Origin of the sequence: Shewanella sp. GD04112 (genome assembly GCF_029835735.1) — a bacterium.
GTDB lineage: Bacteria > Pseudomonadota > Gammaproteobacteria > Enterobacterales > Shewanellaceae > Shewanella.
In genome coordinates this window covers 3524055-3540798 of the sequence record NZ_JAOEAL010000001.1, presented here as the reverse complement: position 1 = coordinate 3540798, position 16744 = coordinate 3524055, and the positions used below count along the sequence as shown (strand labels likewise).

Here is a 16744-nt window from a genome sequence, read left to right as displayed (position 1 = left end):
ATGAATATCAGTACTATGCAAAATATCATGCCAAGTCTCGCTTTATCTACTGCGCCTGCAAGTGTTGTGGGCTTTAGCCAGTTAGTGTGTGTGGAGCGCTGGAACGAAACCGCCGATGTCGTGAGTTTTCGTTTTCAAGCCGGTGAGCCGATGAAGTTTGATTATAAGCCGGGGCAATTTATGACCTTAGTGCTAGAGATCAACGGTGAGCAGGCTTGCCGCAGTTATACCTTGTCCTCAACCCCTTCGAGACCCTATTCCTTAATGTTAACCATTAAGCGAGTCGATGGCGGACTGGTGTCGAATTACTTGATTGATCATTTACAACCGGGGCAAACGGTACGAGTCCTACCGCCGACGGGGCAGTTTAATCTATTTGATATTCCTGCCAAAAAATACCTATTTTTGAGTGCAGGCTGTGGGATCACGCCCATGTATTCGATGTCGCGTTATTTAACCGACAGCCAAATGAATGCCGACATTGCTTTTGTGCACAGCGCTCGCACCCAGGCCGATATTATTTTTAAAACCTCATTAGAGACAATGGCTACGCGCCATCGAGATTTTAAGCTGCGTTATATTGTTGAGGATGTCACCGCTAACACGGCTTGGCATCCCGAGGCGGTATTGCATGATATCGGCCGTTTAAGTGCCAATAATCTTCGAGCTTTAGTCCCCGATTTTGCCGAGCGAACCGTTTTTTTGTGCGGACCAGAGCCTTATATGCAGGCGGTCAAAACGATTCTTGCAGAGCTTAACTTCGATATGACTCAGTTGTATCACGAGAGTTTTGCCACAGCGGTGAAAGAGGCGCAAAGCCGCGTTAAACAGGCAGAAATGCAGACTGAGGCTCCTGTGAGTGGCAGTAACAGCTTTATGTTATCCATAGGCGATAAAAAGCGGGCTTTAACGGCCGAGCAAACCTTGCTTGAGGGGATTGAAGCCGAAGGCTTACCGATTATTGCGGCCTGCCGTTCGGGCGTATGCGGCGCGTGCAAATGCCAAGTGCTCGAAGGGGAGACCGAGTCCACAAGTAGCATGACCTTAACACCTACCGAAATCGAAGCCGGATATGTGTTAGCTTGCTCGACTAAACTCAAATCGGATGTAACGCTGTCTTTGACCTGATACTTGCCTGCGAAGGGCATGGTCGCTTCAAAACATTGGTGATTTAAAAAACTCGCGCGGAAATATTTTTGCGCCTTAGTTGCGATTATGTCTGCGAGAACGTAAGGTTAAAGACGAGGGCGGAGTAACGCCCAGTCCCATCGTCTGGCTGGAGTCTCTCAATGACAACGACAACCACATATGCCGCAAAAATTGAAGATCGCAGCTTAGGCCATTTGCTTTACGCCTTAATGTCAGGCTTTCCGCTGTTACTGCTGCCGGTATTGCTGAGCCTATTTATCAACTTGTCTCAACGACATACGCAAGATAATGCTCTGCTGGCATCACATCTACGCTGGCAACGTCACTCCAATGTGATATTTCTTGGTCTGTTGGTGTTGGGCTATTGCCTGCCCATCACTTGGCTCAGCCTTTCGATTTATCTCTTTGGTATCATTTGGTTTTGCCATCGGATTATTAAAGGCTGGCTAAGTCTGTTGGATGGTTTAGAAGTCTAAAACTTGTGCTAGAGTCTCTTCATCTTAGGGTGATTAGAGACTCTTATGACTAGTTATCAAATTCTCTGTATTCTCTGTGCGTTAGCCTTAGTCACGTCTGTGGCATCCTCGCGTTTGCATAAGTTGCAAGAAACCGTCGCCATTACCGCATTAGCCTTAGGAATGAGTCTGTTGCTTTTACTGGGCGGTAAGGCGCTTGGCGGCCATGTTTATGGCTACTTTGTGGCGGGGCTGGAAAAGCTCGACTTTCAGGCGCTATTGCTCAATGGCATGTTAGGTTTTCTCTTATTTGCCGGGGCATTGCAGATCCGCTTAAAAATCTTACGGCATCAGAAATGGGAAATTCTCATTCTTGCCTTTGTCAGTACCTTACTCTCGACTTTTATCGTCGGTGGTTTGCTTTATTACATAGCTCCCATGCTGGGATTACCCTTGGTCTTAAGCCATTGTTTGCTCTTTGGTGCCTTGATTTCACCCACAGATCCGATTGCCGTGTTAGCCATTCTGAAGAAGATGGGCGCGCCCGAAGATATTGCGATTCAGGTAGAAGGGGAATCGCTCTTTAACGATGGCATAGGACTGGTGATTTTTGTGGCGATCTCCCATCTGGCTTTTTCAACTGAGCCGCTGACCTTTTCGCAAATCTCGCTATTGTTTGTCCAAGAGGCACTCGGGGGCGTCGTTTATGGCGCCGTGCTCGGCGTATTGTTGCACCATTTCTTTCGCTACTGTGAGGAAGAAACCCAGTTGATGCTAGTCACTTTGCTGATCCCGACGGCGGGTTATGTCATCGCCGAAGTGTTAGGGGTATCGGGGCCACTGGCGATGGTCAGTGCAGGGATGATTATCGGTAACTACAGCGTGCCTAAGTATTTTGTGCGCCATGAGCGGGTGAAACTCTACACTTTTTGGTCACTGATTGAATCCTTCTTTAATGCGTTGTTGTTCCTCCTGCTCGGATTATTACTCTTGCTCGTCACCTTTAAGGCGCCATTATGGTGGTTTATGTTAGTGGCTATTCCTCTGGTGTTAACGGCGCGGGCGGTGAGTGTATTTTTGCCCTATATCGGATTTAGGATGGTGAAGTCTTACAATCCCTATGCCGAGTCGATACTCATTTGGGGTGGGCTCAGGGGGGGGGCTGGCCTTGGCCATGGCGATGAGTTTACCCGAGGGCGTTATTGTCGATTCACAAAGCGGTGTCGAGCTGCGTGAGCTACTGCTCGTGATGACCTATGCTGTGGTGGTGTTTTCAATCTTAGTGCAGGGCTCGAGTATGACGGGGTTAATTCGTCGCAGTAATGCGGTGGCAACAGAGGCTTATCATCAGATTGCACCTGAGCGGACCTAGGTTAGCTGGGTTTAACCTTGAGGGGTAAAACCCAAACCCTAAGCTCTAAATCTACAGTCCTAAATCCACAGCTATGAAGCCTAAGTTCTAAACAAGACAGCCACGATATTCGTGGCTGTATGTTCCTTAGTATCCTTATATGCTCAAATTAGCGATATAACTCCCTCACGACCTCGGCCATCAGCGCCAATGCGTCATGTGCTTTATCTTCTTCGAGGGAGCAATTCAGCACTAGGCCATCGGCTTTCAGCTGTTTAATCCCTTGAGTTTGCAGTGGCAGCGCATCTTCGCTGATGGCATAACAAGGGTTAATCACTATGGGGAGATGACTGTGGGCCTTAATTTGGATGAGGCTTGCTAAATCCAAGGTGGGTAAGTTGGCATTGTTATAGGTTCGAATGCCGGAGTCACATAGGATAAGCTGTTGGTTACCTTGGCTTAAAATCGTCTCTGTTGCCGCCATAAACTCCTCATAACTGGCCATATCGTTACGTTCGAGGAATAGCGGGATCGGCAAGGTGCCTGCCTGAGTCAGCAAGGATTGATTAAACATTTGTTTGCCCGTTAAGAACAGCATGTCGGCATGAGCAGTCGCTAATGGCATATCCGTCGCCTGTTCGATGGCGATGACACAAAGCAAATCATACTGATGCAGGGTTTGGCGCAGCTTAGGGATGATAGCTTCGGCCGAGGCGAGTGAGTGGCATCCGTCTAAAATTACCGCTTGAAAACCCGCTTCTTTTAGCTGTTTTACTCTGCGCTCAAAGGCGGATAAGGCAGCCTGTGACGACTCTTGCTGCAGCAGGCTTTTGCTCAGCGTGATCTTGGCAATAGTACCAATATGGCCTGCGCCAATGGTAAAGGGGCCGCAGTGAATTTCACTCGCCTGCGCCTTGTACGCCTTACTGAAGCGATAGGGAGACGGATCAAGGCTCACCGTACTTATCACCTCAGCTTTTGAGGTGCTCGGCTCGATAAGTAATTGGCTATTACTGAGTTGTGTCGGTTTGACGGTTTCACAGGGGTAACAACCTAATACTTTGATAAAACGCGTGATCCTCTCGAGCTGCTTGAGCCCTTGTTGCATGGCTTCGCTGGAGATATTGGCATCGATATCCAGATAGAACATTTCTTCCCACGGCGTACCAGGAATAGGGCGAGATTCGAGTTTGCTCATATTGAGCTGATGCGCCTTGAGCACCAATAGGGCTTCAACCAAGGCACCCGCCTTTTGGCCTGTGGCCATAATCAGGGTGGTTTTGGCTGGCAGTTGCTCGGGTACGGCTACGGCTTTTCTAGCCACAACGATAAAGCGGCTCTGGTTAATCTTTTGGTTTGCAAGACCCGACTCAATCGACTCGAGTTGGTACAGCGCGCCACCTTCTGTGCTACCAATTGCTGCAGCGCTATTATCGATAGATTGGTTGACCTTCTCCATTGCTTCGGCGCTGCTTGAGCAATATTCCAGTCTTAAGTCTTTGTGCTGGCTCAGATAACGGCTGCACTGACTAATTGGCTGCGGATGGGCATAGACGGTTTTGATATCACTCAGTTTGCTGCCCGGTTTGCCCAACAGGCAATGGCTGACTTCGATAGTCGTCTCGCCGACGATGGAGAGGCTGGTGTGTTGCAGCACGTCATATACTTCGTTGATAGAGCCGGACGAAGTGTTTTCAATCGGCAAAAAGCCATAGTCGGCGTGGCCTGACTCAACGGCTTGGACAATCTCATCGAAACTTTGGCAGCCTAAGTCGAGCATCTCAACCTGACGACGTAGGCAATAGCGAGAGGCGGCCAGGTAAGAGTAGGAGCCGCGGGCGCCAAGGTAGGCGATGCAGTACTGCTGTTTTTGCGTTTCTGGATTAGCACGGCCGTGGAGATAAGCCTGTTGATTAAGGACTGAGTCTTCGATAATGCTTTGATACAGTGAGATCACGTAATGGGCATCTAAGCCTTTTTCTCGGCCAGCTGTGACTAATCTAGCCAGCAGTTCTTTTTCCCTTTGGGTGTCGCGAATGGGTCTCACATCTACTTCTTTACTGCGGGCCACTTCAAGGCTTAGGCGTCGACGTTCGGCGAGTAACGAGAGAAGCTCATTGTCGAGGTGAGTAATTTGTTCTCGCGTTTGATTTAAAGGCTGTGGTTTTTGCATTCTGACCTCATTTGCCACCGTATTATCGAGCGTTTAAGACGAAAAAGCCTCCCAGTGGGAGGCTTTGGATTTTTACTTTCGTTTTTACACAGTAAATCCGCCTCCTAGAGTGGGGGTGTAAAAAAGAAAGTAAAAAAAGCTGCGGTATTTGTTTTCATAGGGAGTAAAACTAAAGGGCGAGGGCGTGGCTGTCAATCAAAAATTATTCAATCGCGATTTTCTTTCCTCTTCGCGTAGCTAAGCTGCAATTATTCCTGAGCCAATCGTCATTTCGCCTTCGAGCCTAATAAAAAAAGGCGAAGAAATTCTTCGCCTTTTCAGTGCTATTAGCGATTACTCGCCTAATTCTACGCCAGCTCGATTGATCAGGAACTGAGTCAGAATTGGCACAGGGCGACCGGTTGAACCTTTATTCGCGCCGCTGTTCCACGCAGTACCCGCCACATCTAAGTGAGCCCAGTTGTACTTTTTGGCGAAACGAGACAGGAAACAAGCCGCGGTAATCGCGCCAGCTGGACGACCACCTAAGTTGGTCATGTCGGCAAATGGGCTATCGAGCATATCCTGGTATTCATCCCACAGTGGCATGCGCCATGCGCGGTCACCACTTTGCTCACCAGCATTGAGTAGCTCATGAGCCAGAGGGTTGTGTGATGAGAACAGGCCTGAGGCATGTTTGCCTAAGGCAATCACACAGGCGCCTGTCAGTGTTGCCGTGTCGATAACCAGCTCTGGGTCAAAACGCTCAACATAGGTTAATACGTCACACAGTACCAGACGACCTTCGGCGTCGGTGTTGAGGACTTCAACGGTCTGACCCGACATTGTGGTTAAAATGTCACCTGGGCGGTAAGCATTGCCCGATGGCATGTTTTCACAGCCCGCAAGAATACCGACGACGTTGATGGGTAGCTTCATATCACAGATGGCTTTCATGGTGCCGATAACACCAGCTGCGCCGCCCATGTCGTATTTCATTTCATCCATGGCTTCGCCTGGTTTTAATGAAATACCGCCTGAGTCGAAGGTTAAGCCTTTACCAATCAACACGATAGGTTTCTCAGTGCTATCGACTGCACCCTTGTATTCCATCACTGTCATAATGGATTCATTGGCACTAGCGCGGCCAACAGCAAGGTAAGAGTTCATGCCGAGTTTTGCCATTTGCTCTTCGCCCACAGTCGTGACATGCAGGTTTTCGTGAACTTCGGCCAATTGGCGAGCCTGAGAGGCTAAATAGGCTGGATTGCAGATATTTGGCGGCATGTTAGCCACATCGCGGCATAAATGCATGCCTGCAGAAACGGCCATGCCGTGCTCAATCGCACGCTCACCTAAGGTCAGTTCGCGGCGAGTTGGGACATTAAACACTAACTTGCGCAGCGGACGACGGGTCTCACCTTTACGGGTTTTGAGTGCATCGAAGCTGTATAAACTGCTATTGGTCGTTTCGACTGCTTGGCGAACTTTCCAATAGGTATCGCGACCTTTCACGTGTAACTCGGTCAAGAAGCACACAGCTTCCATTGAACCAGTTTCATTTAAGGTGTTGATGGTTTTAGTGATGATCTGCTTGTACTGGCGTTCGTCTAGTTCTCGTTCTTTGCCGCAACCGACTAACAGCACTCGTTCACTCAATACGTTAGGAACGTGGTGCAGTAATAACATTTGGCCAGGCTTACCTTCTAAATCGCCGCGACGCAGTAGATTACTGATATAACCTTCGCTAATCTTGTCTAATTGCTCGGCGATGCCGGATAGACGGCGGGGTTCATAAACACCGACAACGATGCAGGCTGAGCGTTGTTTTTCGGGGCTACCGCTCTTTACGCTAAACTCCATGAGCACTCCTAGATTCTTAAAGACAAATTTTTATATTTATTGGATAATGTCTGCTTGTCCCGAAAAGGGCCTAAGTTATTACTCCAAAGGTGATTTATTCTCGGCACTTGAGTCACGTTTTTGTGAAATATCCGTGACATTTATCGTTTGCCAGGAACCCCTGAAGCTGGTCAGAAAACTACCAAAAGTAAACAGTTTACATGAAAGTTAGTCTGTTACCAGCAAAAAGATAAGTTTAGAGACCGGATCCTACCTGTGATTGTATTTAGATACCTTATTCGAGAAGTTTTAAAGGCGCAAATTGCAGTACTTTTCGTACTGTTAACTATTTTTATTAGCCAGCATTTCGTGCGCATATTGGCCGACGCCTCAGACGGTGAATTTCCTGCTTCTCTTATCGCTACCTTGATAGGCCTCAACTTACCCTATCTTGTTGTTCTCGTTTTACCTTTAAGTTTGTTCCTTGGGATCCTCATGGCCCACGGCCGCATGTATGCCGAGAATGAAATGGTCATTCTCCACGGTGTTGGCGTAAGTGAATGGTATGTTACCCGAGTAACTTTGATCCTCGCCGTTATCAACATGTTGTTTACTGGCTATTTATCCCTCTATGTCGCGCCTTGGGCCGAGGAGCAACAAAACCAAGTGCTCGAGAAAGCCCAATCCGAGGCGGGCCTTGCCGCATTAGTGCAAGGGCGTTTTCAGGCGAGTCCTAACGGCCGTGCTGTGCTGTTTGTCGAACGTATCGGCAAGGATAACGATCTGGATAAAGTGTTTGTGGCCCAGTTGCCCGACCCCAATGACGAAATTGGTTTAACCAACGTGGTGGTGGCTAAAGGCGGACGGGTACTGGAAGATCAGAATGGCTCGCAGCAGTTACAGCTCAATGATGGGGTGCGCTATCAGGGCAGCCCACAACAGAAAGACTACCAAATGATTGAATTTGGTGGCTATAAGATGCAAATCAAAGAGCAACAGGTCGATGAACGTCGCCGTAAACTCTCAGCCTTACCGCTGACTGAATTGATGAAAGTCGAAGGACCTGAAGCCGTGGCCGAGTTCCATTGGCGTTTAGCGATTCCGCTGGCGATTCCTATCATGACACTCATTGCCGTGCCGCTGGCGCGAGTCAATGTGCGCCAAGGTAAGTTTGCCAAAATGCTCCCAGCGGTACTGTTATATCTTGGCTACTTTGGCCTGATGGTCGCGGGACGTAAAGCCTTGCAGGATGGGGTGATCCCACAATATTTAGGTATGTGGTGGATCCATTTGTCGGCACTCATTATGGGGATTTTACTCCTAGGTAAAGATAGACCCTTATTTGCTCGTTTATCGACGGCAATGGCGCGTAAAAAGGTGGCCGCATGAAGATTTTAGACCTTTATATCGCCAGAGTTTTATTAAGTACTTCGGCGCTGTGTTTGCTGGTGCTGACGGGCTTGTCGGGCATCATTAAGTGGGTTGACCAGCTGCGTTTAGTGGGGCGTGGTTCCTACACTATGATGGATGCAGGCATTTATGTGTTATTCCTCGTGCCTCGCGATATTGAAATGTTTTTCCCGATGGCGGTGCTGTTAGGCGCCTTGATCGGCATGGGGATGCTGGCCTCGAACTCTGAGCTAGTAGTGATGCAAGCCTCAGGGATGTCGCGATTGCAGATCACCTTATCTGCGATGAAAACCGCAGTGCCATTGATGTTGATGGTGATGGCATTGGGTGAGTGGGGCGCACCAGTGGCCGAGCAAAAGGCCAATGAACTCCAAGCCATTAAACTCTCCGGCGGCAGTTTGATTAAATCCCACCGAGGCATTTGGGCTAAAGACGGCGATTTGTTCGTGAATATTGGTGAAGTCGCCGATATTGATAAGCTGAATAATATTACTTTGTATAAGTTTAACAGTGAGTTAAAGCTTACGAATGTGGTGCATGCCAAGAGTGCTTTGTTCAGTAAGGACAGTTGGCATCTTATGGATGTGAAGCGTACCGACTTAAGCTATGACGAAGTGAAGCTCGAACACTTAGACGAAGATATTTGGCGCTCAAGTCTTACGCCCGACAAACTCAGCGTAGTATCGGTCAAGCCAGAGGCCTTATCGATTCGCGGTTTAATGGGGTACTTAGATTACCTTAAAAATAATAGCCAAGATCCAAGCCGTTACGAATTAGCCCTCTGGCGCAAGGTGATGCAGCCTGTCACTGTTGGGGTGATGATGCTGGTGGCCTTATCCTTTGTGTTTGGACCTCTGCGGACTGTGACTATGGGCGCGCGGGTGTTGCTTGGGGTGGTCGCTGGGTTTAGTTTCTATATCAGTAACGAGATCTTTGGTCCCATGAGTATGGTATATGAGTTACCGGCCTACGTGGGAGCCATCGCGCCGAGTCTGTTATTTACCGGTATTGCCTTTTACTTTATCCGGCGGTGATACACACGGGTAATAAAAAACGACGCCATGGCGTCGTTTTTTTATTGGGGCAAGGTTAGCTTAATCGCGGTTGTAAGGCTTAGATGCCAAGTTTAGCACTATGGTTTAACCGCTATGATCTAACCGCCTGTGGTTTATGCACCATGCCAATTGCGCATTTGGTTAGCTTCCTTAGAAAGAACAACCACTTCTGAGCGGGTCATCATATCCTGTAGCGCGAGTTTATCGTCGTTGATCAGCACCCACAAATTACCAATGCCGAGTAAAGACCAGACGATGCGTGCATAGGCGGTGATAAGGCTTAAGTTTTGGCCATTAGGATGTTGGATCTTAAGGCGCCAGGCGCGCATCCCGAGGGTTTGACCGCCCTTACTCCAAAAAAGCGCATAGAAAGTGCCTACGCAGAGCACTAACCAGAGTTGATAAATCCCATGGTAAATCGGCGTGCCATTGAGGGCGTCGGACACATGTTCAAAGCCATTCATGCTAATCAGGCCCGAGGCTGTGAGTCCGAAGAAAATACCAAAGCCGATGGCGCCAGCAAACATATACACGGCTACCGCGAGCAGCAGGTCATAGATCATTGCCCCTAAGCGGCGGAAGAATCCTGCACGGGGAAAGTTAGCATGTTCAGCATTTAACATCTGCAATCCTAATTCTAAATGGATAAATGACGATAAGGCTTAGGCCTCGGGTTCTTCATCACGTACAAAGTGGATATTGCTAAAACCAAAGCGGGCAAATTCAACTTTGCGATAGTCTTTTTCAGCCTTGGCACCTTTGCGTGAGGTCATGGCAATTTGTTGTTCCATCGCGAGAAACTTGGTTAAGTCAATGCCTTCGGCCTCGGCCACGGCTTCATATAAATCGCGGTGTTTATCATAACTAAAGGCGATGGTTTTCGTCTCACCTTTGAAGGTGTAAGTCACTTGACGCGCCATGGTTTTCTCCTGAAATAAGTCTGGAATTAGTTAAATTCGCTTCTAAAAATAAAATACACCGCACCGAGGATACACAGGCCCGCCCAGAGATAGTCGAGTTTGAGCGGTTCCTTCATATAGAAATAGGCGAAGGGCACAAACAAGCTTAAGGTGATGACTTCCTGCAGGATTTTTAATTGGCCGACATTCATCACTGTGTAGCCGATGCGATTAGCGGGCACTTGCAGTAGGTATTCAAATAGAGCGATGCCCCAACTGACTAAGGCGGCAATAATCCAAGGCTTTGAACCTAAGGATTTTAAATGCCCATACCATGCAAAGGTCATAAAAATATTGCTAAGACAGAGTAAACCAATAGTCGTTAGGGTGGGGTTCATCATTCTTCTCGATGATTAAGCTTATAAATCATATACATTGCATCGTCGGTATAGCTGCCAAGGCATTTCTCAATCGCTTTAGGTTTAAAGCCCATTTTACGCCAGTAGCTATCGGCGCCTTGTACTGCGACCAGAGAGAGGGAGCTCAAGTTAAAGCGATCCGCGAGCTGCTTTAAGCGCATTAAGGCCTTGGAGCCAGCGCCTAAACCTTGAGCCCTTACCGAGATGGCAATATCGTGCAGATACAAGGTATCGGCCTTAGGTAACTGAGTGATGGGCTCATACAATGCAGGAGGCATATTGGTGGTCCAAGGGTGGGCGAGGCAATAGCCCACCACCGACTCATTCACCTCAAACACAAAGCAGGATTGAGGTGAGACGTGCCACTTGCTTTGCAATACATGCAGGGGTTCAGGATCCAGTTGGGAGTAACATTCTTCCTGGATCTGTAAAATAGCATCCCAATCCTCTGGGGTGATTGCACGCAGTAACATGGTCGACCTTTTTCCGTCCAAAACAGTGTGAATAAATAAGTTGGGGATTATATACCCAAATCGCAGCAAAAGCTTTGAAACTCGCCAGTGCTGCGATTGTCTAGGCGGTTTACCGCGCTTATCCCAAATAACGTTGCTTCAAATGTTTAGCAAGATATTGGCTATTGAGCGGCTCGCCTGTGGCTTGAATGATGAGCTCATCCGTTGTCAGTAGTGAGCCTTTGGACCAAATGTGGGTGCCAAGCCAGTCAAATACTTGGGATAACTGCCCATTATCGATGAGGTTTTCAATCGGGCCTAAGCTTCGCTCCAGCGCAAAACGGCATTGGGCGGCATACATGGCGCCTAAGGTATAACTTGGGAAATATCCCAATTCACCCACGGCCCAATGGATATCCTGCATACAACCATCGCGATAGTTACCATCGGTATTGATCCCGAGTAGTTGTTGCATCTGGCTTGACCAAAAATCGGGGAGGTCATCTACGCTCAGGCTGCCGTCAATAAAGGCTTTTTCGGCCTCAAAGCGCAATAGAATGTGGCAAGGGTAAGTGACTTCATCGGCATCAACACGGATAAGCCCGGGATTGACGCGGGTATAGTGTCTTGCCAAGTCTTGGGCGCTGAACTCGCAACCCAAATGCTGTTTAATCAGTGGTTGCAGTTGGCGTAAAAACGCGGGATTGGCACCGAGCTGCATTTCACAAAATAAGCTTTGGCTCTCATGGACGCCCATGGAGCGAGCCAATCCTGCGGGCTGACCTCGCCATGGTTTCGGTAAGCCCTGTTCATAACGGGCGTGACCAGTTTCATGCACTATGCCCATGATAGCGCTGCTAAAATCGGCTTCATTATAACGCGTCGTGATACGTACATCGCTAGGCACTCCACCACAAAATGGGTGGCTGCTGATATCGAGCCTGCCATGGTTAAAGTCAAACCCTAAATAGGCCATCACCGCTTGGCCTAGGGCTTCCTGTGCCTTGATTTCGAAGGGGCCATTAAGGGTAAGCTTGGGTTCACTGGCTTGTTTTGCAAGCACATCTTGAATAAGAGAGGGTAACCAAGTTTTTAAGTCGCCAAAGGTCCGTTCGAGCTTTGCCGTGGTCATGCCGGGCTCAAATTTATCGAGCAGGGCATCGTAGGGGGAGATGTTAAGCGCCTGCGCGCGAATTAAGGCTTCTTCCCTCGAGAGGGAGATCACCGCTTTTAGATTCGGTTTAAAACCTTGCCAATCATTGTTTTTGCGTTGCTCGCGCCAGGCATTTTCACATTGGTAGGCCATTTTCGTTTTGGCCTGTACTAGCTCGCCGGGCACTAAGGTCGCCTGTTGATACTGATATTGCATTTCCCTCAGATTGGCCTGTTGCTCTGGACTCAGCGCTTCTTGTGTGGCAAGTGCGAGGTTATCGCCAAGCTCTGGCGCCGTTTTAAGGCTATGGATATGTAATGCCAGTTCTGCCATGGCATCACCACGCTCGCTGCCACCACCGAGGGGCATCATGGCGGCCTGATCCCAATCACCAAGCGCACTAAAATGTTCAAAATGTGAAATTTTCTGGAAATGCGCCGTGAGTTTATCGTAACTTGGCGTAGGTTCTTTGCTGTTCATAGCGGTATCCATAGACTCAATCTTAAGGTGCTGTCGTTATCTATTAGCACGAAAAAATAACAATAACAGGATGATAATATCATGCAGCCAAAATCACATCACACTAAAACCCTTAAAGCCATGACCATGGCGCTGTTGGCTGGCTTATCTAGTGCCGCCCATGCTGGAGCCGACAGCTTTGCGCCGGGAACGGCTATCCCCGAATTTGGTCAAGTGGCTAAGGTCGAAAGCAACCTTGTTATCCCTGCTGGGATGAAGTTTAAGGTGGCATTCGATATGAGCAAGGCGGCCGATGTCGGCCAAGTGAATCGTCAGCTCGACAGCCTTGCCCGTTTTATTAATATGCACGTGGCGGCTGGCGTTAAAGAAAGCGATATTGAGCTAGCTATGGTGGTGCATGGCAGTGCCGTTGGCGATTTAGCTGATGATAGCTTTTATGCCAAGCAGCACAAAGGGGCGCAAAACCCCAATAAAGCCTTAGTGAAAACCTTAGTGGCCCATGGGGTGAAGTTTTATATCTGTGGTCAGAGCGCCGCTTATTTTGACTTACACAATGCCTCTTTGTTACCGGGCGTCGATATGGCCCTGTCTGCGATGACGGCCCATGCGATTCTGGCGCAGCAAGGATTTAGTCAAAATCCGTTTTAGGGCAAATTTTTTGTTTGGAAACTAGGCTCGCCTTGCTATTCTGTCACTCGTAAGTTGATAATTACAGTGAAGTAAATGGAATGCTGTATCGTTCAAGGAGATGACTATGTGGGCGTTTTTAGTTGAACAGCCTAACCTACCTTACACTATTGCCTTCGCCTGCGTGCTTGTCCTTGGTGTGTTTGAAGCCTTAGCCCTAGTGATAGGGTTAAGCATGATGAGTGCGCTCGACCAATGGGTGCCCGCCGATGTGGATTATGATGCCAATATTGGTGGTACTGGCCTGACGGGGATTGCGGGCTGGCTATGTCTGAATCGATTACCCTTACTTATCTGGTTTGTGCTGGCACTGACCAGCTTTGCGATTGTCGGTTATATTGCAAATTACCTGAGCCTGCTATTCACGGGCATCTTGTTACCGCAACTCTTCACCTTACCGATTGCTGTGGTTGGCAGTGCGTTTGCCTGTCGCTATCTCGGGCGGATCTTGGCCGATTTACTCCCTAAGAATGAGTCCACCGCCATATCCCTTGATGATTTAAGTGGCTATGTCGGTACTATCACCTTAGGCTGCGCCATGAAGGGCATGCCTTCGGAAGCCGTGGTGCGGGATAAACATCAACAAAAACATTATGTATTAGTCGAACCCGAAACCTCGGGTATCGAGTTTGCCAGTGGCACGCAAGTGGTGCTGCTAAAACGAGAAGGAAGAGTCTGGTCTGCGACTCGCTTTGATAATTAATTTTCCAAAGCCATTAACGAAAAAGGAAAGCAAATGGATGTGTTAAATGATGTAACCAGTTCGAGCAACTTCGTGTTGTTAGTTGCCGGAATGGTATTGGTTGGCCTGATTGTGATTGGTCTGATTTTTGCCAAATTATATAAACGTGCGACGAAGGAAATGGCCTTTGTACGTACGGGTTTTGGTGGTGAAAAAATTATTAAGGACGGTGGCGCAATCGTTTTACCCGTGCTGCATGAAACCATAGCCGTAAATATGAATACCCTGCGTATCGAAGTGGAGAAAACCCAAAAAGATGCGCTGATCACTAAGGATAGAATGCGTGTCGATGTGAAGGCGGACTTCTATCTGCGTGTGGCGCCCAATGCTGAAGGCATTTCAATGGCGGCACAAACCTTAGGTACCCGTACCACGCGTGTGGAAGAGCTGAAAAAGCTGATGGAATCTAAGTTTGTTGACGTGTTACGTGCGGTCGCCGCGGAAATGACCATGACTGAAATGCACGAGCAGCGCGCCGATTTCGTCCAGCGGGTACAGAATAACGTCGCTAACGATCTCGAGAAAAACGGGTTAGAACTCGAATCCGTTTCGTTGACGGGTTTTGACCAGACTGATCTGCAATTCTTTAATGAAAATAACGCATTCGACGCCGAAGGTCGCGCACGTTTAGCTAAGATTATCGAAGAAAAACGTAAAGAGACCAACGATATCCAGCAGGAAAACCGCATCAAGATCGAGCAGCGTAACCTAGAGGCTGAAAAAGAATCGCTGGAGATTGAAAAGGCCGAAGAAGAAGCGCGTCTGGTGCAGCAGCAGTCACTCGAATTTAAGCGTGCCGAGCAGAAAGCGGAAATTATTAAGCAAAAAGAAAACAAGTCCCGTGAAGAGCGCGAAGCTGAGATTGCCAAAGAACGCGCAATCGAAACTGCACAAATCGAAAAAACTAAAGACATCGAAACCCGCGAGATTGAAAAGCGCAAATCTATCGAACAGGCCCGTATTCAACAGCAACGTGATATCGAAGTTGCCGAGCAGGAAAAACACATCGCGGTAGCCGCGAAGTCGGAAGAAGAGTCTGCTGCCCGTGCCCGCGCCGCCGAAGCGGAAAAAACCAAGGTAGAGAAAGAAGAAGCGGTTATTACGGTGCGCCAAGTGGCTGAGGCGAATCGTCGTAAAGAGATTGAAGTGATCGATGCGCGTAAAGAAGCGGAGCGCGATGCGGTAGGAGTGACGGTACAAGCCGAAGCGGAAAAACGTGCCGCCGAAGACAGATCGAGCGCAATTCTGATTGAAGCTCGCGCCAGTGCAGATGCCAAGAAGCTGCAAGCCGAGGCCGACGAGAAGGTCTATGCCGTTGAAGCGGCGGGTAAACAAGCTCTGTATGAAGCCGAAAACGTGCTGCGTGATGAGCAGATTGCGCTGCAAAAATCCCTCGCTATCTTAAAAGCACTGCCTGAGATTGTCGCGCAGGCGGTTAAACCGCTGGAAAACATTGAAGGCATTAAAATTCTTCAAGGTTATGGCGCCGGTAATCAACTGGCATCGGGAGCCGATGGCGCAGTCGCACATCAAGGTGGTATCGCCGAGCAAGTCACCAGCGCCGCGTTAAACTACCGCGCCAATGCGCCAGTGGTGGATGCCATGCTGCGAGAGTTAGGCTTAGTGCAATCTGAGTCTGGCACGTTAAATGATTTACTCAATGGCAATAATGCCTTAACCACCGAAGCCTTAAATGTCGTGAAGTCGGCCAATAGCGGATTAAATGGTTATAGCCAGCAACATACAGTGGTAGAGCCAAAGATAAGTAATTGATATTAAAAGTTTAGATTAAAGCGCCTGCGGGCGCTTTTTTTATTTTTAGCTCAAAACCACCTACTTCAGTAGGTGGTTATCATCATTTGAGGCTTTGCCTGTATACCTACCCAAGTTAAATGCATCTTTGATTTTTAGCGAAGTCAAAAGAGGCAAATAACATGAGTAGATACGAGCAAGCATCGCATGTGTTCTGGCGATGTCAATATCATATAGTCTGGACACCAAAGTACCGCTTTCGGATATTGAAGGGTAATGTCGGAAAAGAGGTTTATCGATGCATTCAGGTTTATTGCCATCAAATGGGATGCATAGTCATGGAGCTAAATGTTCAAGTTGACCATGTCCATTTAGTGCTGAAGGTACCTCCGAAGATATCTATATTGAATTTAATGGGGACGTTAAAAGGTAAGATAGCGTTGAAAATATTCAGTAAATTTCCTTACCTACGTAAGAATAAACTTTGGGGAAATCATTTTTGGCAGAGAGGATACTTCGTCGATTCGATTGGAATTAACGAGGAAATAATCCGTAGATACGTTAGGCATCAAGAGAAAGTAGAGCGGCAAGAGCAGGGTCAACTTGCTCTTGAATAAAGGCCCCCTTTTAGGGGGTTAAAACAAAGCCACCTTCTTCAGAAGGTGGATTCTTTACGCCTGAAACCGCTGAGCCAATTTGTAGTATTCCACTATTACCCTAAATTTAATGGTCGGAGTAGAGTGAAA

At 48.2% G+C, this 16744-nt stretch carries 15 protein-coding genes, 1 pseudogene and 1 other annotated feature; of the genes and pseudogenes, 9 read left to right on the top strand and 7 right to left on the bottom strand.

Annotated elements, in window-relative coordinates; all coding sequences use genetic code 11:
• From N7386_RS15625 to N7386_RS15615, 3 genes and pseudogenes are all read left to right on the top strand, one after another.
• On the top strand, positions 1-1128 hold the full coding sequence (locus N7386_RS15625; RefSeq protein ID WP_279769577.1) for a hybrid-cluster NAD(P)-dependent oxidoreductase: 1128 nt from the start codon (positions 1-3) through the stop codon (positions 1126-1128).
• A 161-nt stretch (positions 1129-1289) separates the two neighbouring features.
• Positions 1290-1625, top strand: a complete 336-nt coding sequence (locus N7386_RS15620; RefSeq protein WP_279769575.1) for a hypothetical protein — start codon at positions 1290-1292, stop codon at positions 1623-1625.
• A gap of 45 nt (positions 1626-1670) precedes the next feature.
• A pseudogene (locus tag N7386_RS15615) lies at positions 1671-2976 on the top strand (sodium:proton antiporter).
• 148 nt (positions 2977-3124) lie between these two features.
• Here N7386_RS15615 and N7386_RS15610 read toward each other — a convergent pair.
• Together N7386_RS15610 and pepA are read right to left on the bottom strand one after the other, a co-directional pair.
• Positions 3125-5128, bottom strand: coding sequence for a chorismate mutase (locus N7386_RS15610; protein WP_279769573.1), 2004 nt, complete (start codon positions 5126-5128; stop codon positions 3125-3127).
• 37 nt (positions 5129-5165) lie between these two features.
• Positions 5166-5284 (bottom strand) — a sequence feature (Phe leader region).
• Positions 5285-5461: 177 nt separating this feature from the next.
• Positions 5462-6970 carry a leucyl aminopeptidase gene (gene pepA, locus N7386_RS15605; RefSeq protein ID WP_011717858.1) on the bottom strand — a complete coding sequence of 503 codons (1509 nt, stop codon included), beginning with the start codon at positions 6968-6970 and terminating at the stop codon, positions 5462-5464.
• Between the two features lie 255 nt (positions 6971-7225).
• On the opposite strand from pepA, the gene lptF reads away from it, so the two are divergent.
• A complete protein-coding gene (lptF, locus tag N7386_RS15600; protein ID WP_011623577.1) occupies positions 7226-8338 on the top strand; it encodes an LPS export ABC transporter permease LptF in 1113 nt (370 codons plus the stop codon).
• Positions 8335-9393: an LPS export ABC transporter permease LptG gene (gene lptG / locus N7386_RS15595; RefSeq protein ID WP_011717857.1), complete on the top strand. Its 1059-nt coding sequence runs from the start codon at positions 8335-8337 to the stop codon at positions 9391-9393. The genes lptF and lptG overlap by 4 nt, the downstream gene beginning before the upstream one ends.
• Before the next feature lie 134 nt (positions 9394-9527).
• Here the strand turns inward: lptG and N7386_RS15590 are convergent, their stop codons facing one another.
• The 5 genes from N7386_RS15590 to N7386_RS15570 all read right to left on the bottom strand — a co-directional run bounded on the left by N7386_RS15590 (position 9528) and on the right by N7386_RS15570 (position 12829).
• Positions 9528-10037: an RDD family protein gene (locus N7386_RS15590; RefSeq protein ID WP_011717856.1), complete on the bottom strand. Its 510-nt coding sequence runs from the start codon at positions 10035-10037 to the stop codon at positions 9528-9530.
• Between the two features lie 39 nt (positions 10038-10076).
• Positions 10077-10334, bottom strand: a complete 258-nt coding sequence (locus tag N7386_RS15585; RefSeq protein ID WP_011626864.1) for a DUF2960 domain-containing protein — start codon at positions 10332-10334, stop codon at positions 10077-10079.
• A gap of 26 nt (positions 10335-10360) precedes the next feature.
• On the bottom strand, positions 10361-10711 hold the full coding sequence (locus tag N7386_RS15580; protein ID WP_037415674.1) for a DMT family protein: 351 nt from the start codon (positions 10709-10711) through the stop codon (positions 10361-10363).
• A complete protein-coding gene (locus N7386_RS15575) occupies positions 10711-11205 on the bottom strand; it encodes a GNAT family N-acetyltransferase (RefSeq protein ID WP_279769568.1) in 495 nt (164 codons plus the stop codon). The genes N7386_RS15580 and N7386_RS15575 overlap by 1 nt, the downstream gene beginning before the upstream one ends.
• Positions 11206-11323: 118 nt before the next feature.
• Positions 11324-12829 carry a carboxypeptidase M32 gene (locus N7386_RS15570; protein ID WP_279769566.1) on the bottom strand — a complete coding sequence of 502 codons (1506 nt, stop codon included), beginning with the start codon at positions 12827-12829 and terminating at the stop codon, positions 11324-11326.
• A gap of 69 nt (positions 12830-12898) precedes the next feature.
• On the opposite strand from N7386_RS15570, the gene N7386_RS15565 reads away from it, so the two are divergent.
• From N7386_RS15565 to tnpA, 4 genes are all read left to right on the top strand, one after another.
• Positions 12899-13465, top strand: coding sequence for a DsrE family protein (locus N7386_RS15565; protein WP_279769563.1), 567 nt, complete (start codon positions 12899-12901; stop codon positions 13463-13465).
• A 106-nt stretch (positions 13466-13571) separates the two neighbouring features.
• Positions 13572-14207: a YqiJ family protein gene (locus tag N7386_RS15560; RefSeq protein ID WP_279769561.1), complete on the top strand. Its 636-nt coding sequence runs from the start codon at positions 13572-13574 to the stop codon at positions 14205-14207.
• 33 nt (positions 14208-14240) lie between these two features.
• Positions 14241-16019 (top strand): flotillin domain-containing protein, encoded by a 1779-nt coding sequence (locus tag N7386_RS15555; protein WP_279769559.1) that lies wholly within the window; start codon positions 14241-14243, stop codon positions 16017-16019.
• 161 nt (positions 16020-16180) lie between these two features.
• Complete coding sequence (gene tnpA / locus N7386_RS15550; protein ID WP_279769558.1) at positions 16181-16615, top strand: IS200/IS605 family transposase; 435 nt, start codon at positions 16181-16183, stop codon at positions 16613-16615.
• The last annotated feature ends 129 nt before the right edge of the window (positions 16616-16744 follow it).

Excerpts from the sequence above, each read along its gene's own strand:
- N7386_RS15625 (WP_279769577.1), top strand. The coding sequence starts at position 1 with ATGAATATCAGTACTATGCAAAATATCATGCCAAGTCTCGCTTTATCT.
- N7386_RS15620 (WP_279769575.1), top strand. The coding sequence starts at position 1,290 with ATGACAACGACAACCACATATGCCGCAAAAATTGAAGATCGCAGCTTA.
- N7386_RS15610 (WP_279769573.1), bottom strand. The coding sequence starts at position 5,128 with ATGCAAAAACCACAGCCTTTAAATCAAACGCGAGAACAAATTACTCAC.
- pepA (WP_011717858.1), bottom strand. The coding sequence starts at position 6,970 with ATGGAGTTTAGCGTAAAGAGCGGTAGCCCCGAAAAACAACGCTCAGCC.
- lptG (WP_011717857.1), top strand. The coding sequence starts at position 8,335 with ATGAAGATTTTAGACCTTTATATCGCCAGAGTTTTATTAAGTACTTCG.
- N7386_RS15590 (WP_011717856.1), bottom strand. The coding sequence starts at position 10,037 with ATGTTAAATGCTGAACATGCTAACTTTCCCCGTGCAGGATTCTTCCGC.
- N7386_RS15585 (WP_011626864.1), bottom strand. The coding sequence starts at position 10,334 with ATGGCGCGTCAAGTGACTTACACCTTCAAAGGTGAGACGAAAACCATC.
- N7386_RS15580 (WP_037415674.1), bottom strand. The coding sequence starts at position 10,711 with ATGAACCCCACCCTAACGACTATTGGTTTACTCTGTCTTAGCAATATT.
- N7386_RS15575 (WP_279769568.1), bottom strand. The coding sequence starts at position 11,205 with ATGTTACTGCGTGCAATCACCCCAGAGGATTGGGATGCTATTTTACAG.
- N7386_RS15570 (WP_279769566.1), bottom strand. The coding sequence starts at position 12,829 with ATGGATACCGCTATGAACAGCAAAGAACCTACGCCAAGTTACGATAAA.
- N7386_RS15565 (WP_279769563.1), top strand. The coding sequence starts at position 12,899 with ATGCAGCCAAAATCACATCACACTAAAACCCTTAAAGCCATGACCATG.
- N7386_RS15560 (WP_279769561.1), top strand. The coding sequence starts at position 13,572 with ATGTGGGCGTTTTTAGTTGAACAGCCTAACCTACCTTACACTATTGCC.
- N7386_RS15555 (WP_279769559.1), top strand. The coding sequence starts at position 14,241 with ATGGATGTGTTAAATGATGTAACCAGTTCGAGCAACTTCGTGTTGTTA.
- tnpA (WP_279769558.1), top strand. The coding sequence starts at position 16,181 with ATGAGTAGATACGAGCAAGCATCGCATGTGTTCTGGCGATGTCAATAT.